Source organism: Promicromonospora noduliphila (assembly GCF_056951025.1).
Genome location: NZ_CM167806.1, coordinates 3056242 through 3077823, shown reverse-complemented (window position 1 = coordinate 3077823; position 21582 = coordinate 3056242). Strand labels below are relative to the sequence as shown.

Annotated in this window: 18 protein-coding genes; 11 read left to right on the top strand and 7 right to left on the bottom strand. The window is 74.0% G+C overall.

Annotated elements, in window-relative coordinates:
• Window position 1: 1 nt before the first annotated feature.
• A complete protein-coding gene (locus AC0QU1_RS13465) occupies window positions 2-1702 on the bottom strand; it encodes an ABC transporter substrate-binding protein (RefSeq protein ID WP_483569860.1) in 1701 nt (566 codons plus the stop codon).
• A gap of 258 nt (window positions 1703-1960) precedes the next feature.
• On the opposite strand from AC0QU1_RS13465, the gene AC0QU1_RS13460 reads away from it, so the two are divergent.
• From AC0QU1_RS13460 to AC0QU1_RS13435, 6 genes are read left to right on the top strand one after another with little or no spacing between them, the layout of a single operon-like run.
• On the top strand, window positions 1961-2641 hold the full coding sequence (locus AC0QU1_RS13460) for a GntR family transcriptional regulator (protein ID WP_483569859.1): 681 nt from the start codon (window positions 1961-1963) through the stop codon (window positions 2639-2641).
• 30 nt (window positions 2642-2671) lie between these two features.
• Window positions 2672-3928, top strand: a complete 1257-nt coding sequence (locus AC0QU1_RS13455) for an NAD(P)/FAD-dependent oxidoreductase (RefSeq protein ID WP_483569858.1) — start codon at window positions 2672-2674, stop codon at window positions 3926-3928.
• On the top strand, window positions 3925-4461 hold the full coding sequence (locus AC0QU1_RS13450) for a (2Fe-2S)-binding protein (protein WP_483569857.1): 537 nt from the start codon (window positions 3925-3927) through the stop codon (window positions 4459-4461). Before AC0QU1_RS13455 ends, AC0QU1_RS13450 begins: the two co-directional genes overlap by 4 nt.
• A complete protein-coding gene (locus AC0QU1_RS13445) occupies window positions 4458-6029 on the top strand; it encodes an FAD-dependent oxidoreductase (RefSeq protein WP_483569856.1) in 1572 nt (523 codons plus the stop codon). The genes AC0QU1_RS13450 and AC0QU1_RS13445 overlap by 4 nt, the downstream gene beginning before the upstream one ends.
• Window positions 6026-6943, top strand: coding sequence for a dihydrodipicolinate synthase family protein (locus tag AC0QU1_RS13440; protein ID WP_483569855.1), 918 nt, complete (start codon window positions 6026-6028; stop codon window positions 6941-6943). Before AC0QU1_RS13445 ends, AC0QU1_RS13440 begins: the two co-directional genes overlap by 4 nt.
• Window positions 6944-6993: 50 nt before the next feature.
• Complete coding sequence (locus AC0QU1_RS13435; RefSeq protein ID WP_483569854.1) at window positions 6994-7995, top strand: proline racemase family protein; 1002 nt, start codon at window positions 6994-6996, stop codon at window positions 7993-7995.
• 160 nt (window positions 7996-8155) lie between these two features.
• Here AC0QU1_RS13435 and AC0QU1_RS13430 read toward each other — a convergent pair whose 3' ends face one another.
• From AC0QU1_RS13430 to AC0QU1_RS13410, 5 genes are all read right to left on the bottom strand, one after another.
• Window positions 8156-9319 carry an epoxide hydrolase family protein gene (locus AC0QU1_RS13430; RefSeq protein ID WP_483569853.1) on the bottom strand — a complete coding sequence of 388 codons (1164 nt, stop codon included), beginning with the start codon at window positions 9317-9319 and terminating at the stop codon, window positions 8156-8158.
• 63 nt (window positions 9320-9382) lie between these two features.
• The gene (locus AC0QU1_RS13425) at window positions 9383-10405 is read right to left on the bottom strand and encodes a S1C family serine protease (RefSeq protein WP_483569852.1); all 1023 of its coding nucleotides are present in this window, start codon (window positions 10403-10405) and stop codon (window positions 9383-9385) included.
• 21 nt (window positions 10406-10426) lie between these two features.
• A complete protein-coding gene (locus AC0QU1_RS13420) occupies window positions 10427-11446 on the bottom strand; it encodes a VWA domain-containing protein (protein ID WP_483569851.1) in 1020 nt (339 codons plus the stop codon).
• A complete protein-coding gene (locus AC0QU1_RS13415; protein WP_483569850.1) occupies window positions 11443-12378 on the bottom strand; it encodes a DUF58 domain-containing protein in 936 nt (311 codons plus the stop codon). Before AC0QU1_RS13415 ends, AC0QU1_RS13420 begins: the two co-directional genes overlap by 4 nt.
• Window positions 12375-13421, bottom strand: coding sequence for an AAA family ATPase (locus tag AC0QU1_RS13410; protein WP_483569849.1), 1047 nt, complete (start codon window positions 13419-13421; stop codon window positions 12375-12377). The genes AC0QU1_RS13415 and AC0QU1_RS13410 overlap by 4 nt, the downstream gene beginning before the upstream one ends.
• A 115-nt stretch (window positions 13422-13536) precedes the next feature.
• Between AC0QU1_RS13410 and AC0QU1_RS13405 the strand changes: the two genes are divergently transcribed.
• A complete protein-coding gene (locus AC0QU1_RS13405) occupies window positions 13537-14253 on the top strand; it encodes a response regulator transcription factor (RefSeq protein WP_483569848.1) in 717 nt (238 codons plus the stop codon).
• The gene (locus tag AC0QU1_RS13400) at window positions 14250-15653 is read left to right on the top strand and encodes a sensor histidine kinase (RefSeq protein WP_483569847.1); all 1404 of its coding nucleotides are present in this window, start codon (window positions 14250-14252) and stop codon (window positions 15651-15653) included. The genes AC0QU1_RS13405 and AC0QU1_RS13400 overlap by 4 nt, the downstream gene beginning before the upstream one ends.
• Window positions 15654-15972: 319 nt before the next feature.
• On the opposite strand, the gene AC0QU1_RS13395 is transcribed toward AC0QU1_RS13400, so the two are convergent.
• Window positions 15973-16416 (bottom strand): MarR family winged helix-turn-helix transcriptional regulator, encoded by a 444-nt coding sequence (locus AC0QU1_RS13395; RefSeq protein ID WP_483569846.1) that lies wholly within the window; start codon window positions 16414-16416, stop codon window positions 15973-15975.
• 199 nt (window positions 16417-16615) lie between these two features.
• Here AC0QU1_RS13395 and AC0QU1_RS13390 point away from each other — a divergent pair, with 199 nt between their 5' ends.
• The 3 genes from AC0QU1_RS13390 (at window position 16616) to AC0QU1_RS13380 (ending at window position 21468) form a co-directional block, all read left to right on the top strand.
• Window positions 16616-19897, top strand: coding sequence for an efflux RND transporter permease subunit (locus AC0QU1_RS13390; RefSeq protein WP_483569845.1), 3282 nt, complete (start codon window positions 16616-16618; stop codon window positions 19895-19897).
• Between the two features lie 123 nt (window positions 19898-20020).
• Window positions 20021-20872: a metalloregulator ArsR/SmtB family transcription factor gene (locus tag AC0QU1_RS13385; RefSeq protein ID WP_483569844.1), complete on the top strand. Its 852-nt coding sequence runs from the start codon at window positions 20021-20023 to the stop codon at window positions 20870-20872.
• Window positions 20869-21468 carry a dihydrofolate reductase family protein gene (locus tag AC0QU1_RS13380; protein ID WP_483569843.1) on the top strand — a complete coding sequence of 200 codons (600 nt, stop codon included), beginning with the start codon at window positions 20869-20871 and terminating at the stop codon, window positions 21466-21468. Before AC0QU1_RS13385 ends, AC0QU1_RS13380 begins: the two co-directional genes overlap by 4 nt.
• Window positions 21469-21582 lie beyond the last annotated feature (114 nt).

The following is a 21582-nucleotide window of genomic DNA, read 5'->3' as shown; positions in this document are numbered from 1 at the left end:
GTCAGCCCCTCTCGGGGTCCTTGAGCCCGACGCCCACGTAGTCGATGCCGCCGCTGGCCGCGTTCGCCGAGGGGTACAGGCCTGTGACGTTCTCGCCCGGCAGGGAGACCGTCTTGGCGACCATGAGCGGGACGACGGGGGCCAGCTCGAGGATCTGCTCGTCGAGGTCGCCCCACTGCTCGTTCGCGGCGTCGATGTCGGTCATCGCCTTGATCTCGTCGATCCGGGCGTTGATGTCCGGGTCGTCGATCTGCGCCAGGTTCGAGTTGCCCTTCTCGTAGATGTTCCGGCCGTCGAACAGCGGCGGGAGGAACGTGGCCGCCGACGAGGCCCAGTCCGGGCACCAGCCGGTGATGGCGGCGTCGTGCTGCTGCGACGGGGTGCCGATGGTCTCGTAGTAGGTGGCCGTGTCGATCAGGTTGAGCTCCACGGTGATGCCGACCCGTTCGAGCGCCTGCTGCACCGCCTCGCCCTGGGCCTGCATGGACTCCTGGGCGCGGATGTCGAGCGTGAGCGTGAACCCGTCGGACAGGCCCGCCTCGTCGAGCAGCTCCTGCGCCGCCTCGACGTCGCCCGTCCCGTCCGAGGGGTACAGGTCGAAGTCCTTGTGGCCGGCCACCTCGGGCGGCAGGATCGTCGTGGACGCCTCGCCGAGCTGCGTGCCGCCGCTCGCGTTGACGATGGCGGTGCGGTCGATGGCGTAGCTGATCGCCTGGCGCACCCGGACGTCGTCGAGCGGCTCCTTGGTGGTGTTCAGCCCCATGTAGGTGGTGCAGATGCCGGGGAGCTGCAGCGTGCGCTCCTGGAGCTGCGGCGTCTGCAGGCGGGGGAGCGTGGCCGGCTGGACCGTGCCGGAGATCGCGTTGACGTCGGTGCCCTGCCCGGCGATCAGGCGCTCGTCGATCGTGGCCGGGTCGAGGCCGATGGTGAACTCCCAGCCGTCGGGCTTGGCGGAGCGGACGTCGTCGGTCTCCGGGTCCCAGTTCTCGTTGCGCTCCAGCCTGATGGTGCTGCCCGGCACGTACTCCGCGAGCTGGTACGGGCCCGACGCGATGATCTCGTGGATGAACTCGTCGCCCGCGCCGGTGCCCTCGGGGAACGGGGTCGCGTTCACCTGCGCGACGACGGCGTCGAACTCGGGGAACGGCTCTTTGAGGTGGAAGACGATGGTCTGCTCGTCGGGCGTCTCGATGGTCGGCAGGTCGCCCGTCCTGTACGGGCCCTCGTAGCCCTCCGGGGCGTCGATGACCTGCTTGAGGTACGGCGAGCCGATGCCGATCTCCGGGTCCCACGCGCGGGAGATGCCGAACTTGACCTCGGCGGAGGTGATCGGGTCGCCGTTGTCGAACTTCAGCCCGTCCTTGAGCTGATAGGTCCAGGTCAGGCCGTCGTCCGACACCTCGCCGAGGCTCTGGGCGAGGTCGGGGACCATCTCGTTCGGGTCATCGGCCGAGCCGGGCGCCGACGTGGTGAGCTGGCGGTAGACCAGCCGGTAGAAGTTGTTGACCCCGCCGTCCCAGCCGCGTGCCGGGTCGAGGTAGGAGAAGTCGGCGTTCTGCAGCACCTGGACCGTGCCGCCTTCTGCGGGTTCTCCGGTGAACCCGGCCTCGGCGGAGGCGTCGTCCTGGGTGCCGCCGCAGGCGGCGAGCGCGAACGTCGTGACGACGGCGACGGCGGCCGTCGTTATCGGATGGTGCTTCACGGTCTGGCCTCTCGATCGGTGACGCGGATGCGTCGAGTTGGTGGACCCTGATATGTGATGCGTGATATGTTACTGAGAGCCGACGGCGGTGTCGATGGGGTGAATGTAAACGTCACGTTTCGGCCGCATCGGGCCGGTTCTGGTCTCCGGCGGGCCAGCGATCTCGGTCTCGCTCAGGTACCCTCAGGCGCATTGACGACGGCGTTTCTGTCCCCAGTAATATTCTACTGATCGAGCCTGAGCATCACGGAGAGCCTCATGAGCACAACCTCACCGACCCCGTCGGTCCGCCGTCTTCCGCCGGTGGCGAGCCTGCGCGAGCAGGTGCACCGTGCGCTCGTGGCGGCGATCGTCGCGGGCGAGCTGGAGCCGGGCGAGCTGGTCTCCGTGCCGACGCTGGCCGCGCGGTTCGACGTGTCCGCGACCCCCGTCCGGGAGGCGGTGCTCGACCTGGAGCGGCGGGGCTTCCTGGAGGCGGTGCGGAACAAGGGCTTTCGCGTCACGCGCGTGAGCGACCAGACGCTGCGGCACGTCGCCGCCGTCCGCCTGGTGATCGAGCCCGTCTGGATGGAGCGGCTGGCCAAGTCGTTCCCCGTGGGGCAGCTCCAGGAGTTCCGGGCGCTCGCCGACGAGATCGTCGAGGGCGCGCGCACCGGGGACCTCATCGCGTACCTGCAGGCGGACCAGACGTTCCACCTGCGGCTCATGGGGCTCATGGGCAACCCCGTGGCCAGCGAGATCGTGGCCGACCTGCGCGACAGGGCACGGCTGCTCGGGCTGTCCACGATGGTCGCCAACGACACGCTGGCCAGCTCCGCGCAGGAGCACCACGAGCTGCTCGACCTGCTGGCGGCCGGGGACGGCCCCGGCGCCAAGGCCCTGATGGAGCGGCACATCGGGCACTCGCTGGGCACGTGGGCCGGTAAGCCCGAGGACTGAGGGCCGGGACGAGGACCGAGAGGGGTGGAGGTGGCGGCGGACGTCGTGATCGTCGGTGCCGGGATCGTGGGCGCCGCCTGCGCGCGTTCGCTCGCCCGGGCCGGGGCGAGCGTCGTGGTGCTCGACCGCGGGGCCGCTGCCGCCGCGACCAGCGCGCACGGCGAGGGCAACGTGCTGGTCTCCGACAAGGGGCCCGGGCCGGAGCTCGCGCTCGCCCAGGAGTCGCTGCGGCTTTGGGCCCGGCTCGCCGACGAGCTGGCGGACGAGCTCGGCTCGCGGTTCCCGTCGGTCGAGCACGATGCCAAGGGCGGCCTGGTCGTGGTCGCGTCCGCGGACGGTCTGGACGGGTTGCGCCGGTTCGCCGACGGGCAGCGGGCGGCCGGCGTCGAGGCCGTCGAGGTGGCCGCCGACGGCGCGCGCGAGCTGGAGCCCGACCTGGCGCCCGGCGTCGTGGGGGCCGTGCACTACCCGCAGGACGCGCAGGTGCAGCCCGTGGCAGCGGCCGAGGCGCTGCTCGCCTCCGCGCGCCGGGCGGGCGCCGCCGTCCGCACGGGGGTCGAGGTGACCGGGCCGCTGCTCGGCGCCGGCGGGCGGCTGACCGGCGTCGCCACCACGCAGGGAACCGTGTCCGCCGGGGCGGTGGTCGTGGCGGCCGGTCCGTGGTCGGCGGAGGTCGCCGGGCGGCTGGGCTCCTGGATCCCGGTGCGGCCGCGCCGTGGGATGGTGCTCGTCACCACCCCCATGCCGCGGCGCATCCGGCACAAGGTGTACGACGGCGGCTACTTCGCCGCGACCCAGTCCGCCGGGGCCGACCTGCAGACCTCTGCCGTGGTCGAGTCGACCCGCGGCGGGACGGTGCTGATCGGGTCGAGCCGGGAGCAGGTGGGGTTCGACGACGGCCTGCGCGCCGAGGTGCTCGCCGAGATGGCGCGGCGGGCCGTCGCGGTCTTCCCGTTCCTGGCTCAGGTCGGCGTCATGCGGTCCTACCTCGGCTTTCGGCCGTACATGCCCGACCATCTCCCCGTGATCGGGCCTGACCCGGCCGTCGACGGGCTCTGGTTCGCGACCGGGCACGAGGGGGCGGGCGTGGGGCTGGCCCCGGCGACCGGGGACCTGCTCGCCGCGACGATGCTGGGGCTGCGGCCCGCCGTGGACCCGGGTCCGTTCTCCCTTGCCCGGCCGGCTCTTCAGAAGCTGCGGGCGGCCGCGTTCCCGGGCGCGCAGGGCACCGGGGCGGGCCATGCGTCTGACCCGTCCCGGGACGCTCACGAGGGGGCACGATCGTGACCTCACGGCGCCTTCCCGCGGACGCCGATCCCGTCCGGCCGGGCCCCGACCGCCCGGTGACCATCTGGGTCGACGGCGAACCCGTGATCGGCACTGCCGGGCAGACGATCGCCGGCGTGCTGCTGGGCGCCGGACGCCGGCAGTGGCGCACGACCGGCACCGGCGCGCCGCGGGGTGTGTTCTGCGGGATCGGCGTGTGCTTCGACTGTCTCGTCGAGGTCAACGGGCTGCGCGATGTGCGGGCGTGCCTGCGTCGGGCGCGGGACGGCGACGTCGTGGTGCGGCAGGGCGAGCGGGGTCGGGAGCCGGTGGGTGGAGTGGCTGGTGGGCTGGCGGGCGGAGTGGTCGGCGAGGCGGCGGGTGGAGTAGTCGGCGGGCCGGTGAGTGGAGCGGCCGGCGGGCCGGTGAGCGGAGCGGCTGGCGAGCCGGTGGGGGGAGTGACTGGTGTGCCGGTCGGCGGAGCGGCTGGCGAGCCGATGGGCGGAGCGGGCGGCGAGCCGGTCACGGAGGACGGACCGGAGGTGGCCCGGTGACTCAAGAGGCCTCGATCAGTCCGGCGGCCAAGGACACGCGACACGTCGTCGTCGTAGGCGCCGGGCCGGCCGGGCTGGCCGCCGCGCGGGCCGCCGCGGAGGCCGGGGCGCGGGTCACGCTGCTCGATGCAGCGGACGGGCTCGGCGGCCAGTACTGGCGGCACCTGCCCGCCAAACGCCCGGCGGCCCGCGAGCGCCTGCTGCACCACCGCTGGGGCACGTTCGGCGCGCTGCGCGACGCCCTGCGGGCGCACCCGGCCGTGACGGTGCTGACCGGCGCGCAGGTGTGGTCGCTCGAACGGCCGGGCGACGGCGTCCGCCTCAACGTGCTGGTGGGGGAGCCCGACGGCGCAGGGCGCCAGGCCCTCGCGCTCGAACCGGACGCCCTGGTGCTCGCCACCGGTGCCCACGACCGGACCCTCCCGTTCCCCGGCTGGCAGCTCCCGGGGGTCTACTCGGCGGGGGCGGCGCAGGCGCTGGCCAAGGGGGAGCGGGTCGCCGTCGGGCGACGGATCGTGGTGGCGGGGGCCGGGCCGTTCCTGCTGCCCGTCGCGTCGTCGCTGCTGCGGACCGGCGCGACCGTGGTGGGCGTGCACGAGGCGGCCGGGCTCGGCGCGCTCGCGCGCGGCTGGCTGAACCGGCCGTGGCAGCTCGCCGGCGCGGCGGGCAAGGCCGGCGAGCTGGCCGGGTACGTGCGCGACCTGGTGCGGCACCGGGTGCCCTGGCGCCCGGGCGAGGCCGTGGTGGCCGCGCACGGGGACGGGCAGGTCGAGGCCGTGACCGTCGCCCGGCTGGACGGGCGCTGGGCGCCCGTACGCGGGACGGAGCGGCGGATCGAGGCCGACGCCGTGTGCGTGAGCCACGGCTTCACACCGCGCCTGGAGCTGGCGCTCGCCGCCGGGTGCGCGCTCACGCCGGGCCGGTTCGTGGCGGTCGACCACGCCCAGGCCACCTCCGTGCCCGGGGTGTGGGCGGCCGGGGAGATCACGGGCATCGGCGGCGCCGACGCCGCGCTCGCCGAGGGCACCGTCGCGGGGACGGCGGCCGCGGGGGGCGACGTCGGCACGGGGGTCGCCGGGACCGCGGGACGCGCGCGGGACCGGGCCACCGGCTTCGCCGCGCGGATCGAGGCGGCGCACGGCATCCGCGGCGGCTGGGTCGGCTGGCTGCGCGACGACACCGTCGTCTGCCGCTGCGAGGAGACCACCTACGGGCGCGTGCGCGAGGTGGCCGGCCTGACCCGGTCGCGCGAGCCGCGCTCCGTGAAGCTCACCAGCCGCGCCGGGCTGGGCCCGTGCCAGGCGCGGATGTGCGGCCGCACGCTCCAGGACCTCCTGGACGACGGCGCCGTCCCGGGCGCCGCGACCCTCGACCGCCGGCCCCTGGTGGTGCCGGTGCGGCTCGGCGAGCTCGCGGCGCTGCCGTCCGGCCCGGTCCCTGAAGTGCCCGAACCGCTCGGCGATCTGCCCCGCTCTGCCCGTGACTTGTCCGACCAGGCCCGCGATCCGTCCCTCGACCCGCCGGAGAGCCCGGCCACCGACCCCCTACCCACAGGAGACCAGCCATGAACCAGCGCTTCGACCTCGGCGGCGTGATCGTCGCGACCACGCTCGCCTTCACGCCCGACGAGTCCGCGCCCGCCGGGCTCGCCGTCGACCACGAGCGGTTTGCCGCGCACTGCGAGTTCCTGATCGACAACGGCTGCCGCGGCGTCGGCCCGAACGGCTCGCTGGGCGAGTACTCCTCGCTGACCGACGACGAGCGCCGCGCGGTGGTCCGGACGGCCGTCCAGGCCGTGGGCGGCCGCGGGCTGGTCGTCGCGGGCGTGCACGGGGTGGGCTGGCACCAGGCCAGGCACTGGGCCGAGCTCGCGGCCGAGGACGGGGCGGACGCCGTCCTGCTGCTGCCGCCGACGATCTACCGCGCGAACCGCGCGGAGGTGGTCGAGCACTACACGCGCGTCAACGAGGTCGGCATCCCGATCATGATCTACAACAACCCTGTCGACACCAAGGTGGACCTGACACCAGGCATCCTGGCCGAGCTGGCGCAGCTCGACAACGTCGTGGCCGTCAAGGAGTTCTCGGGCGACGTGCGGCGCGTGCTGGAGATCAAGGAGCTGGCCCCCGACCTGGACGTGATCGCGGGCGCGGACGACCTGCTCTTCGAGTCGCTCGTGGCGGGCGCCACGGGCTGGTTCGCCGGGTACCCGAACGCGTTCCCGCGCGAGGCCGTCGAGATCTACACGCTGGTCACCGAGGGCCGGATCGCCGAGGCGCGCGAGCTGTACCGGCACCTGGTGCCGGCGTTCCGGTGGGACTCGCGGACCGAGTTCGTGCAGGCCATCAAGCTCTCGATCGACCTGGCCGGGCAGAGCTACGGTGGGCCTACCCGCCCACCGCGCGGTCCGCTGTCCGCCGAGCACGAGGCGCTGGTGCGCAAGGACACCGAGACGGCGCTCAACTACCTCGCGGCCCGCTGACGGACCCGGCCCCAGCACACCGGACCCTGCACACCGGACCAGGAGGCACCATGCGCAGCAGCAGGACGATCACCGCCGTCGACTCGCACACCGAGGGCATGCCGACGCGGGTGGTCACGGGCGGCGTCGGGCCGATCCCCGGCGACACGATGAACGACCGGCGGCTCTACTTCATGGAGCACCTGGACGAGCTGCGGCAGTTCCTCATGAACGAGCCGCGCGGGCACGCCGCGATGAGCGGCGCCATCCTGCAGCCGCCCACGCGGCCCGACTGCGACTGGGGCGTCGTCTACATCGAGGTGTCCGGCTGCCTGCCGATGTGCGGGCACGGCACCATCGGCGTGGCCACGGTGCTGGTCGAGACGGGCATGGTCGAGGTCGTCGAGCCGGTCACCGAGATCCGGCTGGACACGCCGGCCGGCGTCGTCGTCGCCAAGGTCGCCGTCAGCGACGGGCACGCGGATGCCGTGACCATCGAGAACGTGCCCAGCTTCGTGACGGCGCTGGACCAGACCGTCGAGGTACCCGGGTACGGCACCGTGCCGTACTCGATGGCGTTCGGCGGCAACTTCTACGCGCTGGTCGACCTCGACGACCTCAAGCTGCCCTTCGACCGTGCGCGGCAGCAGGACCTGCTGTCCGCCGGGCTCGCGATCATGGACGCCATCAACGAGACCGCGAAGCCGAAGCACCCCGAGCTCGACGGCGTCGAGGGCTGCCACCACGTCGAGCTGATCGCCCCCGGCTCCGACGCCCGGCACTCCCGGCATGCCATGGCGATCTGGCCGGGCTGGTTCGACCGGTCGCCGTGCGGCACCGGGACGTCGGCCCGCATGGCCGAGCTCTGGGCGCGCGGCGAGCTCGCCCTGGACACCGACTTCGTCAACGAGTCGTTCATCGGCAGCCGGTTCGTCGGGCGGCTGGTCTCGGAGACCACGGTCGGCGGCCTGCCCGCCGTCGTGCCGACGATCACGGGACGCGCTTGGGTGACCGGGACCGCGAACTACCTGCTGGACCCGAGCGATCCCTTTCCCACGGGTTTCGTGTTCTGAAACCCGAGCACCCGGAAGGGTCGGCAGTCTCCTGCCCCTGCGGCTGTCCAGGTCGGCAGTCTCCTGACCTTGGATCGCCGAGGTCGGCAGTTGGCATCGAGATCGGTACAGCCCTGGACCGATCTCGATGCCAACTGCCGACTTGAGCGGTCCTCGCTGTTCACACAGCAGTGCGGTAGGGGCGGAAGAACTCGCGCAGCTCGCGGGCGTAGAGCTCCGGCTCCTCGAAGGCCGCGAAGTGCCCGCCCCGCTCGGGCTCGGTCACGTACACGGCATTCGCCGTGCGTTCGAGCCAGGCCCGGGGCGGGCGGACGACGTCGCCGCGGAACAGCGAGAACCCCGACGGCACCTCGACCCGGCGCGTGAGCTGCCGGGCGGAGATCGCGCCGTTCGCGTGGTACATCCGCATGGACGAGCCGATCGTGCCGGTGAACCAGTAGATCGACAGCAGCGTGAGGATCTCGTCCCTGGTGAACCGGTCCTCGATGTCGCCGTCGCCCCAGGCCTGGAGCTTCTCGACGATCCAGGCCGCCAGGCCGGCCGGCGAGTCGTTGAGCGCGGCGGCGACGGTCTGGGGCTTGGTGCGGTGCATGGCGCCGTAGGCGCCCTCGGTGGCGCTCCAGGTCGCGGTCTCCGCGAACCAGGCCCGCTCCGCGGCCGCGAGGGTCGCGGGGTCCCCCGCGAAGACCGGCAGGCCGCCGTCCGTGCGGTGGACGGCGACGACGCGGCCGGGGTGGTCGAGCGCGAGGTAGCGGCTCACGTGGCTGCCGATGTCGCCGCCGGCCGCGCCGAACCGCTCGTACCCGAGCACGCCCATCAGCCCCGCCCACAGCTCGGCGACGGCGATGGAGCTCAGCGGCGCCCCGGCCGGCCGGTCGGAGTACCCGAAGCCCGGCATGTCGGGGACCACGACGTCGAACGCGTCGGCCGGGTCCGCGCCGTGGGCGCCCGGGTTCGTCAGAAGGTCGACGACCTTCGAGTACCGCCAGAACGCGTCCGGCCAGCCGTGGGTGAGGACCAGGGGGAGCACCGGCCCGGTCGGCGCGACCGCCTTGGCGTGCACGAAGTGGATCCCCAGCCCGCCGACCGACGTGCGGAAGCGGGGCAGCCGGGCGAGCTCCGCCTCCCGGGCGGGCCAGTCGAACCCGTCCGCCCAGTACGCGACCAGCTCGCGCAGATAGTCGAGGTCGGTGCCGAGCGACCAGCCGACGTCCTCCGGGGAGTCGGGCCAGCGGGTCGCCCGGAGCCGGGCGCGGAGGTCCTCGATCGCCTCGGGGGCGGTCCGCGGGTCGAACGGCTCGGGGGAGGGAAGAGTGTCCGGCACGGCACTCACCCTACGTGGACGGCGGACGCCCGGCGCGCCGCTGACCGGGGTCGACGGCGTCCCTCATCCGGCGATGATGCGGTCGGCGACCTCGGCCGCGCGGTCGATCGGCACGGCGAACCCGATGCCGATGTTCCCCGAGCTGCCCACCGTGGCGATCGCGGTGTTGATCCCGACCACCTGACCCCGCAGGTCGACCAGCGGCCCGCCCGAGTTGCCCTGGTTGATCGAGGCGTCCGTCTGGATCATCGGCTCGGGGAAGTCGTCAGCGGCGCGGTCGACGGCGCTGACCACGCCCGCCGTGACGCTGCCGGTCAGGCCCAGCGGCGACCCGACGGCGATGACCGGCTGGCCGATCCGCAGCGCCGCGCTGCTGCCCAGCGCGGCGGGCGGGGTGACGCCCAGATCGGCCTCGACCACCGCTATGTCGTTGCGCTGGTCGGCACCCAGCACCCGGCCGACGACGGAACGCCCGTCGCCCAGCAGGAGCTCCACCGTCTCGGCACCGACTACGACGTGCCCGTTGGTGACCACGTGGTTGCCGTCGATGACGACGCCGGACCCGCCACGGGTGCCCGCCCGGACCTGGACCACGCTCGGCAGCACGCGCTCGGCGGCGCTCGCCGTCGTCGCGCCGGCCTGGTCCGCGACCGCGGGCGCCGGGCTGGTCTGCTGGGCCGAGGCCAGGCCGGTGACCACGCCCGTCGTGGCCGAGCCGAGGAGCGCGCCGAGGGCGAGGGCGGTGGCCATGGTGAGCAGCGGGCGCTGGCGGCGGGTGGGGTCGTGCGGGGTTTCGTCGGCCGGCGGCGCGCCGTGCGGGTCGAGCGGGCCGAGTGGGTTGGGCGGGCCGAGCGGGTTGAGCCGGCTGCCCGCGGCGGGCAGCCCGGACGGCGCCACGTCCGCCCGCGCCACGTCCGCCCGCGCCACGTCCGCCCGCGCCGCGGCGAGGGGCCGGACCAGCCGGACGGGCGCCGGGGCGGGGGCGGGCGGCGGCACGACCGGGTCGCCGAGGACGAAGTGGCGCGGCCCGGCGGGCCGGCCGAGGCCGTGCGGCAGACCATTCGTGCGGGGGTCGGGGTTCGTCAAGGGAACGCTCCTTCGAACGGGTCAGACCAGCCGGGAGAACCAGCGCAGGGACAGCGCGGTGGCGACGATCGCGAGCAGCAGGCCCGCCAGGACCAGCGGGGTGGTGACGAGGGTGGTCTCGGTGCGCCAGCCGATCGCCGAGCCGATGTCCTCGTAGACCTGGTCGAGCTCGGCGCCGCTCTCGGCGCGGTAGAAGTGGCCGTCGGTCTCCTCCGCGAGCATCCGGAGGGACTCGGCGTCGGCCGGGACGGACTGGGTGCGCAGGCCGTTGCCGATGACGCCGGTGGGCGTGCCGTACGCGATGGTCGAGATCGGCATCTCGGCGTCGAGCGCGGCCCGCACGGAGGCGGACGGGCTGCGGCCCACCGTGTTGTAGCCGTCGGAGAGCAGCACCAGCCGGGCCGGGATCGGCTCGGCGGCCCGCGCGTCGCCGTCGGACGGCGGCTCTCCGGCCGTCGGTTCTCCGGTCTGCGCGTCCGCTGCCGCCGCCTCGCCGGCCGCGGCCTGGCGGACCACCTCGGCGGCGGAGGCGAACACGGCCTCGCCGATCGCGGTGCCGCCCCGCGGCTGCAGGGCCTGGATCGAGTTCTCGACGAGGGCTCGGTCGGCGGTCACCGGCGCGATCAGGTTCGCGTCGGAGGAGAATGCGACGACCCCCACCTGGACGGTCGGCGGCAGCTCGCGGACGAACTGGACGGCGGCCTCCTTCGCCGCGGTCATGCGGTCGGGCGACACGTCCTGGGCCTCCATCGAGCCGGAGACGTCGATGGCCACGATGACGGTCGCGCGCTCGTAGGGCACGCGCAGCTCCATCTGGGGGCCGGCTGCCGCGGTGGCGAAGGCGCCGAGCGCGAGCAGCACCAGGCCGGTGGCCAGGTGGCGGCGCCAGCGTGGCCGGGCGGGGGCCACCCGGTCGAGCATCGGCAGGGTCGCGAAGCGGACGGCGTACCGGGTGCGGCGCCGCTGCAGCAGCACGTAGGCGGCGGCGAGCGCCGCGACGGGGACGAGGGCGAGCAGGATCAACGGGTTGGTGAAGGTCACGGTGTCCTCCGGTGGCGTCGTGCGGGGGCGCGCCGACGGTCCTTGACGAACCGGGCGAGCGCCGTCGCCCAGTCCTGGTCGGTGCCGACGCGCAGGTGCTCGGCGCGGCACGCGCGCAGGGCGGCGGCCGTCTGGTCGCGGTGGCGGGCGGCGGCGGTGGCGTAGGCAAGCCGGAGCTCGGGGTCGGAGGTGGACACCTCGCGCTGCGCGCCGGTCTCTGGATCGACGAAGACCACCTCGCCGACGTCCGGCAGCTCCTGCTCGCGTGGGTCGTCGACCTCGACGACTATCACGTCGTGCCGGGCGGTCAGCCGACGCAGCGGCTCCTCCCAGTCGAAGGGCCGCTCGACGGCGCCGTCGGCCGCCACCAGGTCGGTGACCACCACGCACAGCCCGCGGCGGCGGGCGCGGGCGCCGAGTCCGCGCAGGGCGTCCGACAGGGGGACCTGCGGGCCGCCGTCGCGCCCGGCGGCGGGCAGCCGGGCCAGCGCGCCGGCGGCGGCGCGCCCGGGCCGGGGCGCGATCCAGCGCAGGCCCGCCGTGTCGATCATGCCGATGCCCACGCGGTTGCCGGGCGCGGCGGTGAGCAGGCCGACGGCAGCGGCCACCTGGTCGGCGACGTCGACCTTCTCGGTCAGCGCGGTGCCGAACGCCATGCTGGGGCTGCGGTCGAGCAGGAGCCAGGTGTCCAGCTCGTGCTGGGTGCGGGTGAGCCACAGGTGCGCCTCGCCGGTGCGCGCGGTGACGTTCCAGTCGATCCGCCGCACGTCCTGGCCCGGCCGGTAGGCGGCCAGCTCCTCCGGGTCGGCGCCGGGCCCGAGGGCGTGCCCGTCGACGTCGCCCTGCAGCAGCCCGTCGACCCGGCGTCGGACGGTGAGCTCCAGCCGGCGGAACCGGCCCGCCTGGGCGGCCCGCGCTCGGTCCGTCGTCACGGGGTGATCACCTCTTCTTCCGCGGCCGCGACGCGCGGCTGGGGGACGGCGGCCAGGACGGCGTCGATGACGGTGCGGGGGTCGACGCCGTCGGCCGCGGCGTCGAACGTGAGCACGAGCCGGTGGGCCAGGGCATCGCCCGCGAGGTCCACCAGGTCGGACGGGAGCACGTAGTCCCGCCCGCGCATCAGGGCCAGCGAGCGCCCCGCCGCGATCAGGCCGAGGCTGCCGCGTGCGCTGACGCCGTACTCGAGCACGCCGTCGAGATTGTGCAGGCCGTACTGGTGGGGCCTGCGGGTGGCCATCACCACGGCCACCGCGTACTGCGCGACGGCGTGGTGCACGAACACCAGGTCGGCCTCCTGCTGGAGCTGGCGCACCGCCGCGGGGTCGAGCAGCGGCTCGGCGCGCGGGGGAGTGGTGCTCATGCGCTGCACGATCGTCAGCTCCTCCAGCTCGTCGGCGTGGTCGACGTCGACCTTGAGCAGGAACCGGTCGCGCTGGGCCTCCGGGAGGGCGTAGACACCGTCGCTCTCGATGGGGTTCTGGGTGGCCAGGACGAGGAACGGGTCGGGCAGCGCGTAGGTGTGCCCGCCGATGCTGACCTGGCGTTCCGCCATGGCCTCCAGCAGCGCGGACTGCACCTTGGCCGGGGCGCGGTTGATCTCGTCGGCCAGGACCAGGTTGGCGAACACCGGGCCGAGCTCGACGTCGAAGTCCTCCCGCGTGGGCTTCCAGACCCGGGTGCCGACGATGTCCGACGGCATGAGGTCCGGGGTGAACTGCAGGCGGGCGAAGGAGCCGCCGGCCACGGTGGCCAGCGTGCGCACCGCGAGCGTCTTTGCGACGCCCGGCACGCCCTCCAGCAGCACGTGGCCGCGGGAGAGCAGGCCGACCATGATGCGTTCGACCATGTGGTCCTGCCCGACGATCACGCGCTTGACCTCGAACAGTGCGCGTTCGAGGAGGGCGGCGGCCGGGCGCAGCGGGGCGTGCTTGGCGACGGCTGGGATGTCCTGGGTGGCTGGCTTGTGGTCGTCCATGGCTCCGACTCCACCCGAGCGGGGAGAAAATTGCGGGAAACCCGAGCGAAAGCCGACCGAAAGGGCGCCCTGACAGCACCTGTCAGACCCGGCGCCGGACGGTTACGGTGCTGCTGTGCGGCTGCTGATCGTGGAGGACGAGGCTGGCCTGGTGAGTGCCCTGCAGGTGGCACTGCGCCGTGAGGGCTACGCCGTCGACCAGGCGCGCACTGTTGCCGAGGCGCGGGAGAAGCTGGGCCTGAACCCGTACGACCTCGTGCTGCTGGACGTGACCCTGCCCGACGGGACGGGCTTCGACCTGACGCGCGCGGTGCGCGCGGGCCAGGTGCCGCTCGCCGAGGGCGACCCGCCGCGCATCCTCATGCTGACGGCGCGGGGCCGGCTCACCGACCGGGTGACCGGGCTGGACGTGGGGGCCGACGACTACCTGGTCAAGCCGTTCGCGATCATCGAGCTGTCCGCGCGGATCCGCGCCCTCCTGCGCCGCGAGCCGCGCGAGGCGGCGGCGGTGCTCGTGCACGGCCCCATCCGGCTCGACGCCGCCCGGCAGCTCGCCTGGCGCGGCACGCGCGAGCTGGCGCTGACCCGCAAGGAGTTCGCCGTGCTGCGCTACCTGATGAACCGGCCCGCCTACGTGGTGCCGGCCGAGGAGCTGCTCGAGCACGTGTGGGACGAGAACGCCGACCCCTTCACCCAGACGGTGCGCGTCACGGTCGGCACGCTGCGCCGCAAGCTGACGGTCGACGGCGAGGAGCCGGCGCTGGAGACCGTCATCGGCCGCGGGTACCGGCTGCGCGAGCTGCCCACGCCCGTCGAGGGCGTCCCCGCATGACCGAGCCCGGCCGGGCGCCGTCCGCCCGCAGGGGCCTGCGGCTGCCCGGATGGGCCCGCACCGTGCGGATACGGCTCGCCCTGACCTACTCGGCGACGCTCTTCGGCATCACGGCGCTCATCCTGGCCGGGGTCTACTTCGCGCTGTCGCAGACGATCGTGGCCGCGCCGCTCGACCCGGTCACGGTCAAGCGGTTCGAGAAGAAGCCCGACGGCAGCATCGCCTACCGGCCGGGCGAACAGTTCCAGGCCGCCGACCTCGACACCGTGCAGCACGCCGTCAACTACACCGCGCTGCAGACGCTGCGCGACTACTCGGCGATAGCGCTCGGCGTGATGTTCCTGCTCAGCGTGGTGGTCGGCTGGTGGGTGGCCGGGCGGGCACTGCGGCCGGTCGAGGCCATCACGCGCGCCGCGCAGGAGATCGGGGCCACCGACCTGTCGCGCCGGATCGGGGCGACCGGCCCGCGCGACGAGCTGCGCACGCTGGCCGACACGATCGACGGGATGCTCGACCGCCTCGACCGGGCCTTCAGCGCCGAGCGGCGGCTCATCGAGGACGTGTCCCACGAGCTGCGCAACCCCGTCATGGTGGTGCAGGCGAACGTCGAGGCCGTGCTCGCCGACGACCAGGCCGACCGGGCCCAGCGGGCCGAGGCGACCGCCGCGGTGCTCGGCGCGACGAGCCGGATGTCCCGCCTCCTGGAGGACCTGCTCGCGACGGCCCGGCTCCGCTCGGAGGCCTTCACCGACCGGGAGGTGGACCTCGCGGCGCTCGCCGAGGGCGCGGTCCGCGAGAACCGGGCGGTCGCCGAGCGCCGCGGGGTGTCGATCGCGGAGCGCACCCATCCAGGGCCCGTCGCCTACGGCGATGCGAACGCGCTGGCCCGTGCCGTGGACAACCTCCTGTCCAACGCGGTCCGGCTCGCGCCGGCGGGCAGTGTGATCACCGTGGGCGTCGGCAGCCGGCAGGGGTGGGCGTGGGTGGCCGTCGCCGACGAGGGGCCCGGCGTGCCGCCGGAGGCCAGGGACCGGATCTTCGACCGGTTCTACCGGGGTGGGGCCGGCCGCGGCGACGGCGGGGGTGGTGCTGACGGCGGTGCTCGCGCGGACGGCGTTGGCGGTACCGACGATGGCGCCGGAGCGGGCGCTGCTGACGACGCCGGAGCGGGCGCTGCTGACGCCGCGGGCGCCGCGGGCGCGTCCGAGAGCCAGCCGGACGGCTCCGGCCTCGGCCTGGCGATCGCCCGCCAGGTCGCCGAGAGCCACGACGGCCACCTCCTGCTGACGGGGCACGGCGAGCGCGGCAGCACCTTCACGGTCTGGCTCCCCGACCGCACCCTCGACCGCGCCACACAGCGCGGCGCCGCACCACCACCGGGCGACCCGCTCGCCTCCTGAGGTGTGAACGACTGATCGAGCTTGTCGTGACTCCGGGGAAAGAGTTGCTCCCGGGGGTGTGTTGCTATGAGTAGACAAGGTCCACTCATAGCAACACGCGCCCGCGAGGGGAGTCTCGGTCAGAGCCTCGTGAACGACTGATCGAGCTTGTCGGTGCGACGCCGGGGAAAGAGTTGGTTCCCGGGGGTGTGTTGCTGCGAGTAGACAGGATCCACTCACAGCAACACGCGCCCGCGAGGGAAGTCTCGGTCAGAGCCTCGTCCGACGCGCAGGCCGGCACCAGACAAGCCCTCGGCAACCAGGCCGGCGCGGCCGTCGGCTACGGCGCCAGCTTGCGGGCCGCCTCCAGGAGGGCTCGCGTGCCCTGGACCAGCGCGCGCAGGTCGTCGACGTCGAGCAGGGCGAGGAGGTCGGGCGGGAGCTCGTCGTCGTTGGCCACGATCCGGCGGATCGCCTCGCTGCCCTTCTCGGTGCTGGTCACGCGGCGGACCCGGCCGTCGGCGGGGTCGGGCGTGCGCCGGGTCATCCCGGCGGCGGTCAGCCGGTCGAGGATGCCCGACACGGTCGCGGCGGAGACGCCGAGCGCCTCGGCCAGGCGCTGGGGTGTCGACTCGCGGTCCACCTGCACGAGCGCCAGCGCTCTGAGCTGCTGCACGGTCAGGTCCGTCTCCAGCAGGGGGCGGAGCCGCGAGGCGAAGAACTCCTCGCCCAGGCGGCGGTGCAGGGTGGCGAGCTCCGACAGGAGCTGGTCGCGATCGGTCACCCGCTGACCTTAGTGCGCACCTGGCCGCACCAGAACCGGAGTTTGCGGGGGGGGGGGGGGGGGGGGGAACGGGCAACCGGAGTTGCGGGGCGGGAACCCGGGCGTGATCCTTTGCGTTAGGCAAAGTACTGCGCCGACGGAGTCGCGGGACCCCGGCGTACCCCCCAGCTCTGGAGGCAGTGTGTTTCGTCTTGCCCGGATGTCGCTCGCGAACCGGGCGCTCGTCGCCCTCGCGACGATCGCCGTCTTCCTGGTCGGCATCTTCAGCATGGGGCAGCTACGCCAGGAGCTCATCCCGTCGCTGAACGTGCCCGTGGTGGCGGTCACCGCCGCCTACCCGGGCACGTCGCCGGAGATCGTCGCGGAGCGGGTCACCGACCCGGTCGAGAACGCGGTCCAGGGGATCGACGGCGTCACGGGCGTCACCTCGACGGTCGCGACGGGTATCTCGATGACCACCGTCGAGCTCGAGTACGGCACCGACATCGACGAGATCGACCAGGAGGTGACGTCCGCCGTCGGCAACCTCCAGGACCTCCCGGAGGACGTCGAGCCGGAGGTCGTCGCCGGGTCCCTCGACGACCTGCCCGTGGTGCAGCTCGCGGTGTCGGGCGACGGCAGCGAGCAGGAGCTGACCGACGCCATCGACTCCGTGCTGGTGCCGGAGCTGTCCGGGATCGCGGAGGTGCGCGACGTCACCGTCACCGGGACCACCGAGCGGCAGGTGGTCATCGAGCCGGACGACGAGCGGCTCGCCGCGGCCGGCCTCACCACCGCGCAGCTCACGTCGCTGCTGCAGGACAACGGCACGGTCATGCCGGTGGGCTCGGTCACGGAGGACGGCGAGACCAGCAGCGTCCAGGTGGGCAGCTCGGTCACGTCCGTCGAGGAGCTCGAGGAGCTGCCGATCGTCCCGTCCGCCTCGGGCGGCGCCGGCGCCCCCGCAACCGGCACAGGCACCCCCGCCGACGGCGCGACGGGCGGCGCGGGCATCCCGGCCGACGGTGCGACGGGCACCCTCCCGGACACCACGGTCACCGACCCCGAGGCGGCGGCCCCCGAGCCCGCCGACGTCGTCCACCTGGGCGACGTCGCGGACGTGAGCGTGCAGGACGTGCCGCCCACCTCCTACTCGCGCCTGGACGGCGAGCCGTCGCTCGCCATCGCCCTGACCAAGACGCCGGACGGCAACACCGTCGACGTGTCGCACGCCGTGCACGACGTGCTGGCCGACGTCGAGGACGAACTCGACGCCGACGGCGTCACCACTGCCGTCACGTTCGACCAGGCGCCGTTCATCGAGGAGTCGATCGAGGGCCTGACCACGGAGGGCGGGCTCGGCCTGCTGTTCGCGGTGCTCGTGATCCTGGTGTTCCTCGCGTCGCTGCGGGCCACGCTGGTCTCGGCCATCTCGATCCCGCTGTCGCTGGCCGTGACGTTCGCGGTGATGAACCTGACCGGCTACACCCTGAACATCCTCACGCTCGCGGCCATGACCATCTCGATCGGGCGCATCGTCGACGACTCGATCGTGGTGATCGAGAACATCAAGCGGCACCTGTCGTACGGCGAGGACCGGGTGCACGCGATCGTCACGGCGGTGCGCGAGGTGGGCGCCGCCATCACGGCGTCGACCGTCTGCACGGTGGCGGTGTTCGCGCCGATCGCGCTGGTGGGCGGCATGGCGGGCGAGCTGTTCCAGCCGTTCGCCGTCACCGTCGCCATCGCCATGGGCGCCTCCCTGGTGGTCGCCCTCATCGTGGTCCCGGCGCTCGCGTACTGGTTCATCAAGGTCCCCGTCTCGGCCGACGGCGGCGTCGCCATGCGCGAGGCCGCAGAGGCCAAGGAGCGCCGCGGCCTGTGGCAGCGCGCCTACGTACCGTCGCTGTCGGCCGCGCTGCGCCGCCCCGCCGTCACGCTGGTCATCGCGATCGCGCTGCTGGGCGGCACGGTCGCGCTGGTGCCGCGCATGGAGACCAACTTCATCGGCGCGGCCGGCCAGGACACGCTCTCGGTGACGCAGGAGTTCGAGCCGGGCACGTCGCTCGAAGCGCAGGACGACGCGGCCCGGGCGGTCGAGGACGTCTTGGCCCGCGTCGACGGCGTCGCGACGGTGCAGACCACCGTCGGCTCGGGCGACGGCATGGCCGCCGTGTTCGGCATGGGCGGGGGCGGCAGCAGCGCCTCGTTCGCCCTGACGCTGGACGACGACGCCGACGGCACCGCCGTGCAGGACGACGTCCGCGAGGCGCTCGACGAGGCGACCCTGGACGGCGAGCTCACCGTGGCCGCCGGCGACACCGGGTTCGCCAGCACCACGGTGGACCTGCTCGTCACCGCGCCCGACGCCGACGACCTCGCCGAGGCCGCCCGCGACGTCGAGCAGGCCGTTGCCGGCCTGGACACCGTCGAGAGCGTGACGAACAACCTCGCCGCCGAGCAGTCGACCGTGCAGGTGACGGTGGACCGCGACGCCGCGGCGGAGGCCGGGCTCACCGAGTCGGCGGTCTCCGGGCTGCTCGCGGGCGCGATGAACGAGTCGAGCATCGGCACCGTCGACCTGGACGGTTCGTCGCTCGACGTGGTCGTGGCGGGCGACGTGCCGACAACGACCGCCCAGATCGAGGACGTCGAGGTGCCGACCGCCACCGGCGTCGTCCCGCTGAGCGACCTGGCCACGGTCGAGCAGGTGTCCGCACCGGCGTCGGTCACGCGGGTGGACGGCGAGCGCAGCGCGACCGTCGCGGTCACGCCGGCCGGGCAGGACCTCGGCGCCCTGACCACGGCCCTGGCCGCGGAGATCGAGGACCTCGACCTGCCGAACGGCGCGGAGGTGACGATGGGCGGCGTGGCGGCCGACCAGGCCGACGCCTTCGCGGACCTGGGCCTGGCGCTGGCGGTGGCCATCGTGATCGTGTACCTCGTCATGGTGGCGACGTTCCGGAGCATCGGGCAGCCGCTGATCCTGCTGGTGTCGGTGCCGTTCGCGGCCACCGGCGCGCTCGGCGCGCTCCTGCTGACCGGCACGCCGCTCGACGTCGCGGCGCTCATCGGCGTGCTCATGCTGGTGGGGATCGTGGTGTCGAACGCGATCGTGCTCATCGACCTGATCAACCAGTACCGGGCGGAGGGCCGCCCGTTCGACGAGGCGGTGCGGGAGGGCGCGCGCCAGCGGCTGCGGCCCATCGTCATGACGGCGGCCGCGACGATCCTTGCCCTGACGCCGATGGCGTTCGGCCTGACGGGCGGCGGGGCGTTCATCTCGCAGCCGCTGGCGCTGGTGGTGATCGGCGGGCTGGTGTCCTCGACGCTGCTCACGCTGTACGTGGTGCCGGTGATCTACACGCTGTTCGAGCGGCGCTCGGTGGACGGCGGGGCCAAGCGCGCCGCTCGCGCCGCACGCCGGGCCGAGAAGGCGCAGGCCCGGGCCACCGAGGCGGCCCGGGTGGCGCAGGAGCTGGCGGCGGACACCGCGCGGTAGGCCGCCGAAGGTCCCGTCCGCGCGGGGATGGCGCGGACGGGACCGCCCCCGGCGCCCACCCGCTACCGTTCGGCGTCAGTTATTCCTTGACGCGAATATTCTCTGTGGAGAATACTCGTGGCCATGGACCCACTCCTCACCGCACTGGCCGACCCGGCCCGCTGGCGGCTCGTGAGCCTGCTGGCCGAACGACCCCGCCCGGTGGGCGTGCTCGCCCAGCTCGCCGGGGCGCGTCAGCCGCAGACGACCAAGCACCTGCAGACGCTCGAGCGGGCCGGCGTCGTCGTCTCGGAGCGCACCGGTCAGCGCCGCATCTACGCGCTCCGGCCCGGCCCGCTGCGGGACCTCGCGGCCGCGCTCGGCCGGCTCGCCGACGCCGCTGAGCAGGCCGGCGGCTCGCACGAGACCCACGAGCGGTACCGGATCAGCCTCGACGCCGAGCGCCTCGCCGCGGCGGAACCGGGGTGGGCCGACGACCGCTCCTTCACCTTCCTCCGGTCGCTCGCCGCGAGCCCCGAGGCGGTCTGGCACCACCTGACCGATCCCACCCTGCTCGCCCGGTGGTGGGCGCCGGACGACCTGCGCGTCTCCGAGCTCGTCTTCGAGGCGCGGCCGGGCGGCCGGGTCGTCCTGGAGTACCGCGACGTCGAGGACACCGACGGCTCCGACGTCGTCGTGGGGCGCGCGGAGGGCGTCGTGGACGAGGCGCGCCCCGGTGAGCGGCTCGCGTACCGCTCCTCTCCCGTGCTGCCCGACGGCGGACGCGCCTTCACCGCCCACGTCGGCCTCGACCTCCGGCGCACCGACGCCGGCACGGACCTCGACGTCCGCTACCTGATCAGCGACAGCACCGTGGACTCGGCGGACTTCGTCGCGGGTATCCGGCTCGGCTTCGGCCAGAGCCTCGACAAGCTCGCGGCGCTCCTCGCCGCGGACAGCACCGACCACGACACCACCACCTGGAGCACACCATGACCGAGCAGACCGGCGGCCGCAGGGTCGTCACGAACATGAGCCTCTCCCTCGACGGCCACTACGCAGCGGCCGACCCCGCCGACATGGGCTGGGTGATGCCGTACGCGGTGGGCGACGTCGCCCGCGACCACCTGACCAGCCTCTGGGAGCCGGCCACCACTGCCCTGCTCGGGCGGGTCAATGCCGAGGGGTTCCTCGGCTTCTGGCCCACCGTCATCGGCGCGGACGGCGTAGACCCCCGCGACGAGGGCTACGCGAAGTGGCTCGTCGACACCGAGAAGGTGGTCCTCTCGTCCACCCTCGCGACGCCGCCGTGGGAGCGGACGACGATCGTCGACAAGCCCGCCGCGAAGGTCGTGGCGGACCTCCGGGCAGCCGACGGCGGCGACATCGTCGTCTTCTCCAGCGCGAGCGTCATCAAGGCGCTGCTCGCCGCCGACGAGGTGGACCGGCTCGCGCTGATGATCTTCCCGATCTTCCTGGGCGGGGGGCCGCGCCTCTTCGACGACGGGCTGCCCGCGGGGAAGTGGGCGCTCGTCAGCCAGGCCGCCGGCGAGCACGGCGAGCTGGCCCTCGTCTACGACCGGGTGCGCTGAGGGGATCAGACCTCGTACCGGTCCGGCGCGCGCATCGCCGGCCCGCCGACCTGGAGGCCGAGGGGCTCCGCGCGGGCCCCTCGGCCTCTCGCACTCCTCGCGTGGATCACCGCC

What these genes read in the sequence shown, in the direction of transcription:
- AC0QU1_RS13390 (WP_483569845.1), top strand. Translation starts at nt 16,616, where the DNA reads ATGTCGCTCGCGAACCGGGCGCTCGTCGCCCTCGCGACGATCGCCGTC.
- AC0QU1_RS13440 (WP_483569855.1), top strand. Translation starts at nt 6,026, where the DNA reads ATGAACCAGCGCTTCGACCTCGGCGGCGTGATCGTCGCGACCACGCTC.
- AC0QU1_RS13385 (WP_483569844.1), top strand. Translation starts at nt 20,021, where the DNA reads ATGGACCCACTCCTCACCGCACTGGCCGACCCGGCCCGCTGGCGGCTC.
- AC0QU1_RS13435 (WP_483569854.1), top strand. Translation starts at nt 6,994, where the DNA reads ATGCGCAGCAGCAGGACGATCACCGCCGTCGACTCGCACACCGAGGGC.
- AC0QU1_RS13410 (WP_483569849.1), bottom strand. Translation starts at nt 13,421, where the DNA reads ATGGACGACCACAAGCCAGCCACCCAGGACATCCCAGCCGTCGCCAAG.
- AC0QU1_RS13380 (WP_483569843.1), top strand. Translation starts at nt 20,869, where the DNA reads ATGACCGAGCAGACCGGCGGCCGCAGGGTCGTCACGAACATGAGCCTC.
- AC0QU1_RS13400 (WP_483569847.1), top strand. Translation starts at nt 14,250, where the DNA reads ATGACCGAGCCCGGCCGGGCGCCGTCCGCCCGCAGGGGCCTGCGGCTG.
- AC0QU1_RS13460 (WP_483569859.1), top strand. Translation starts at nt 1,961, where the DNA reads ATGAGCACAACCTCACCGACCCCGTCGGTCCGCCGTCTTCCGCCGGTG.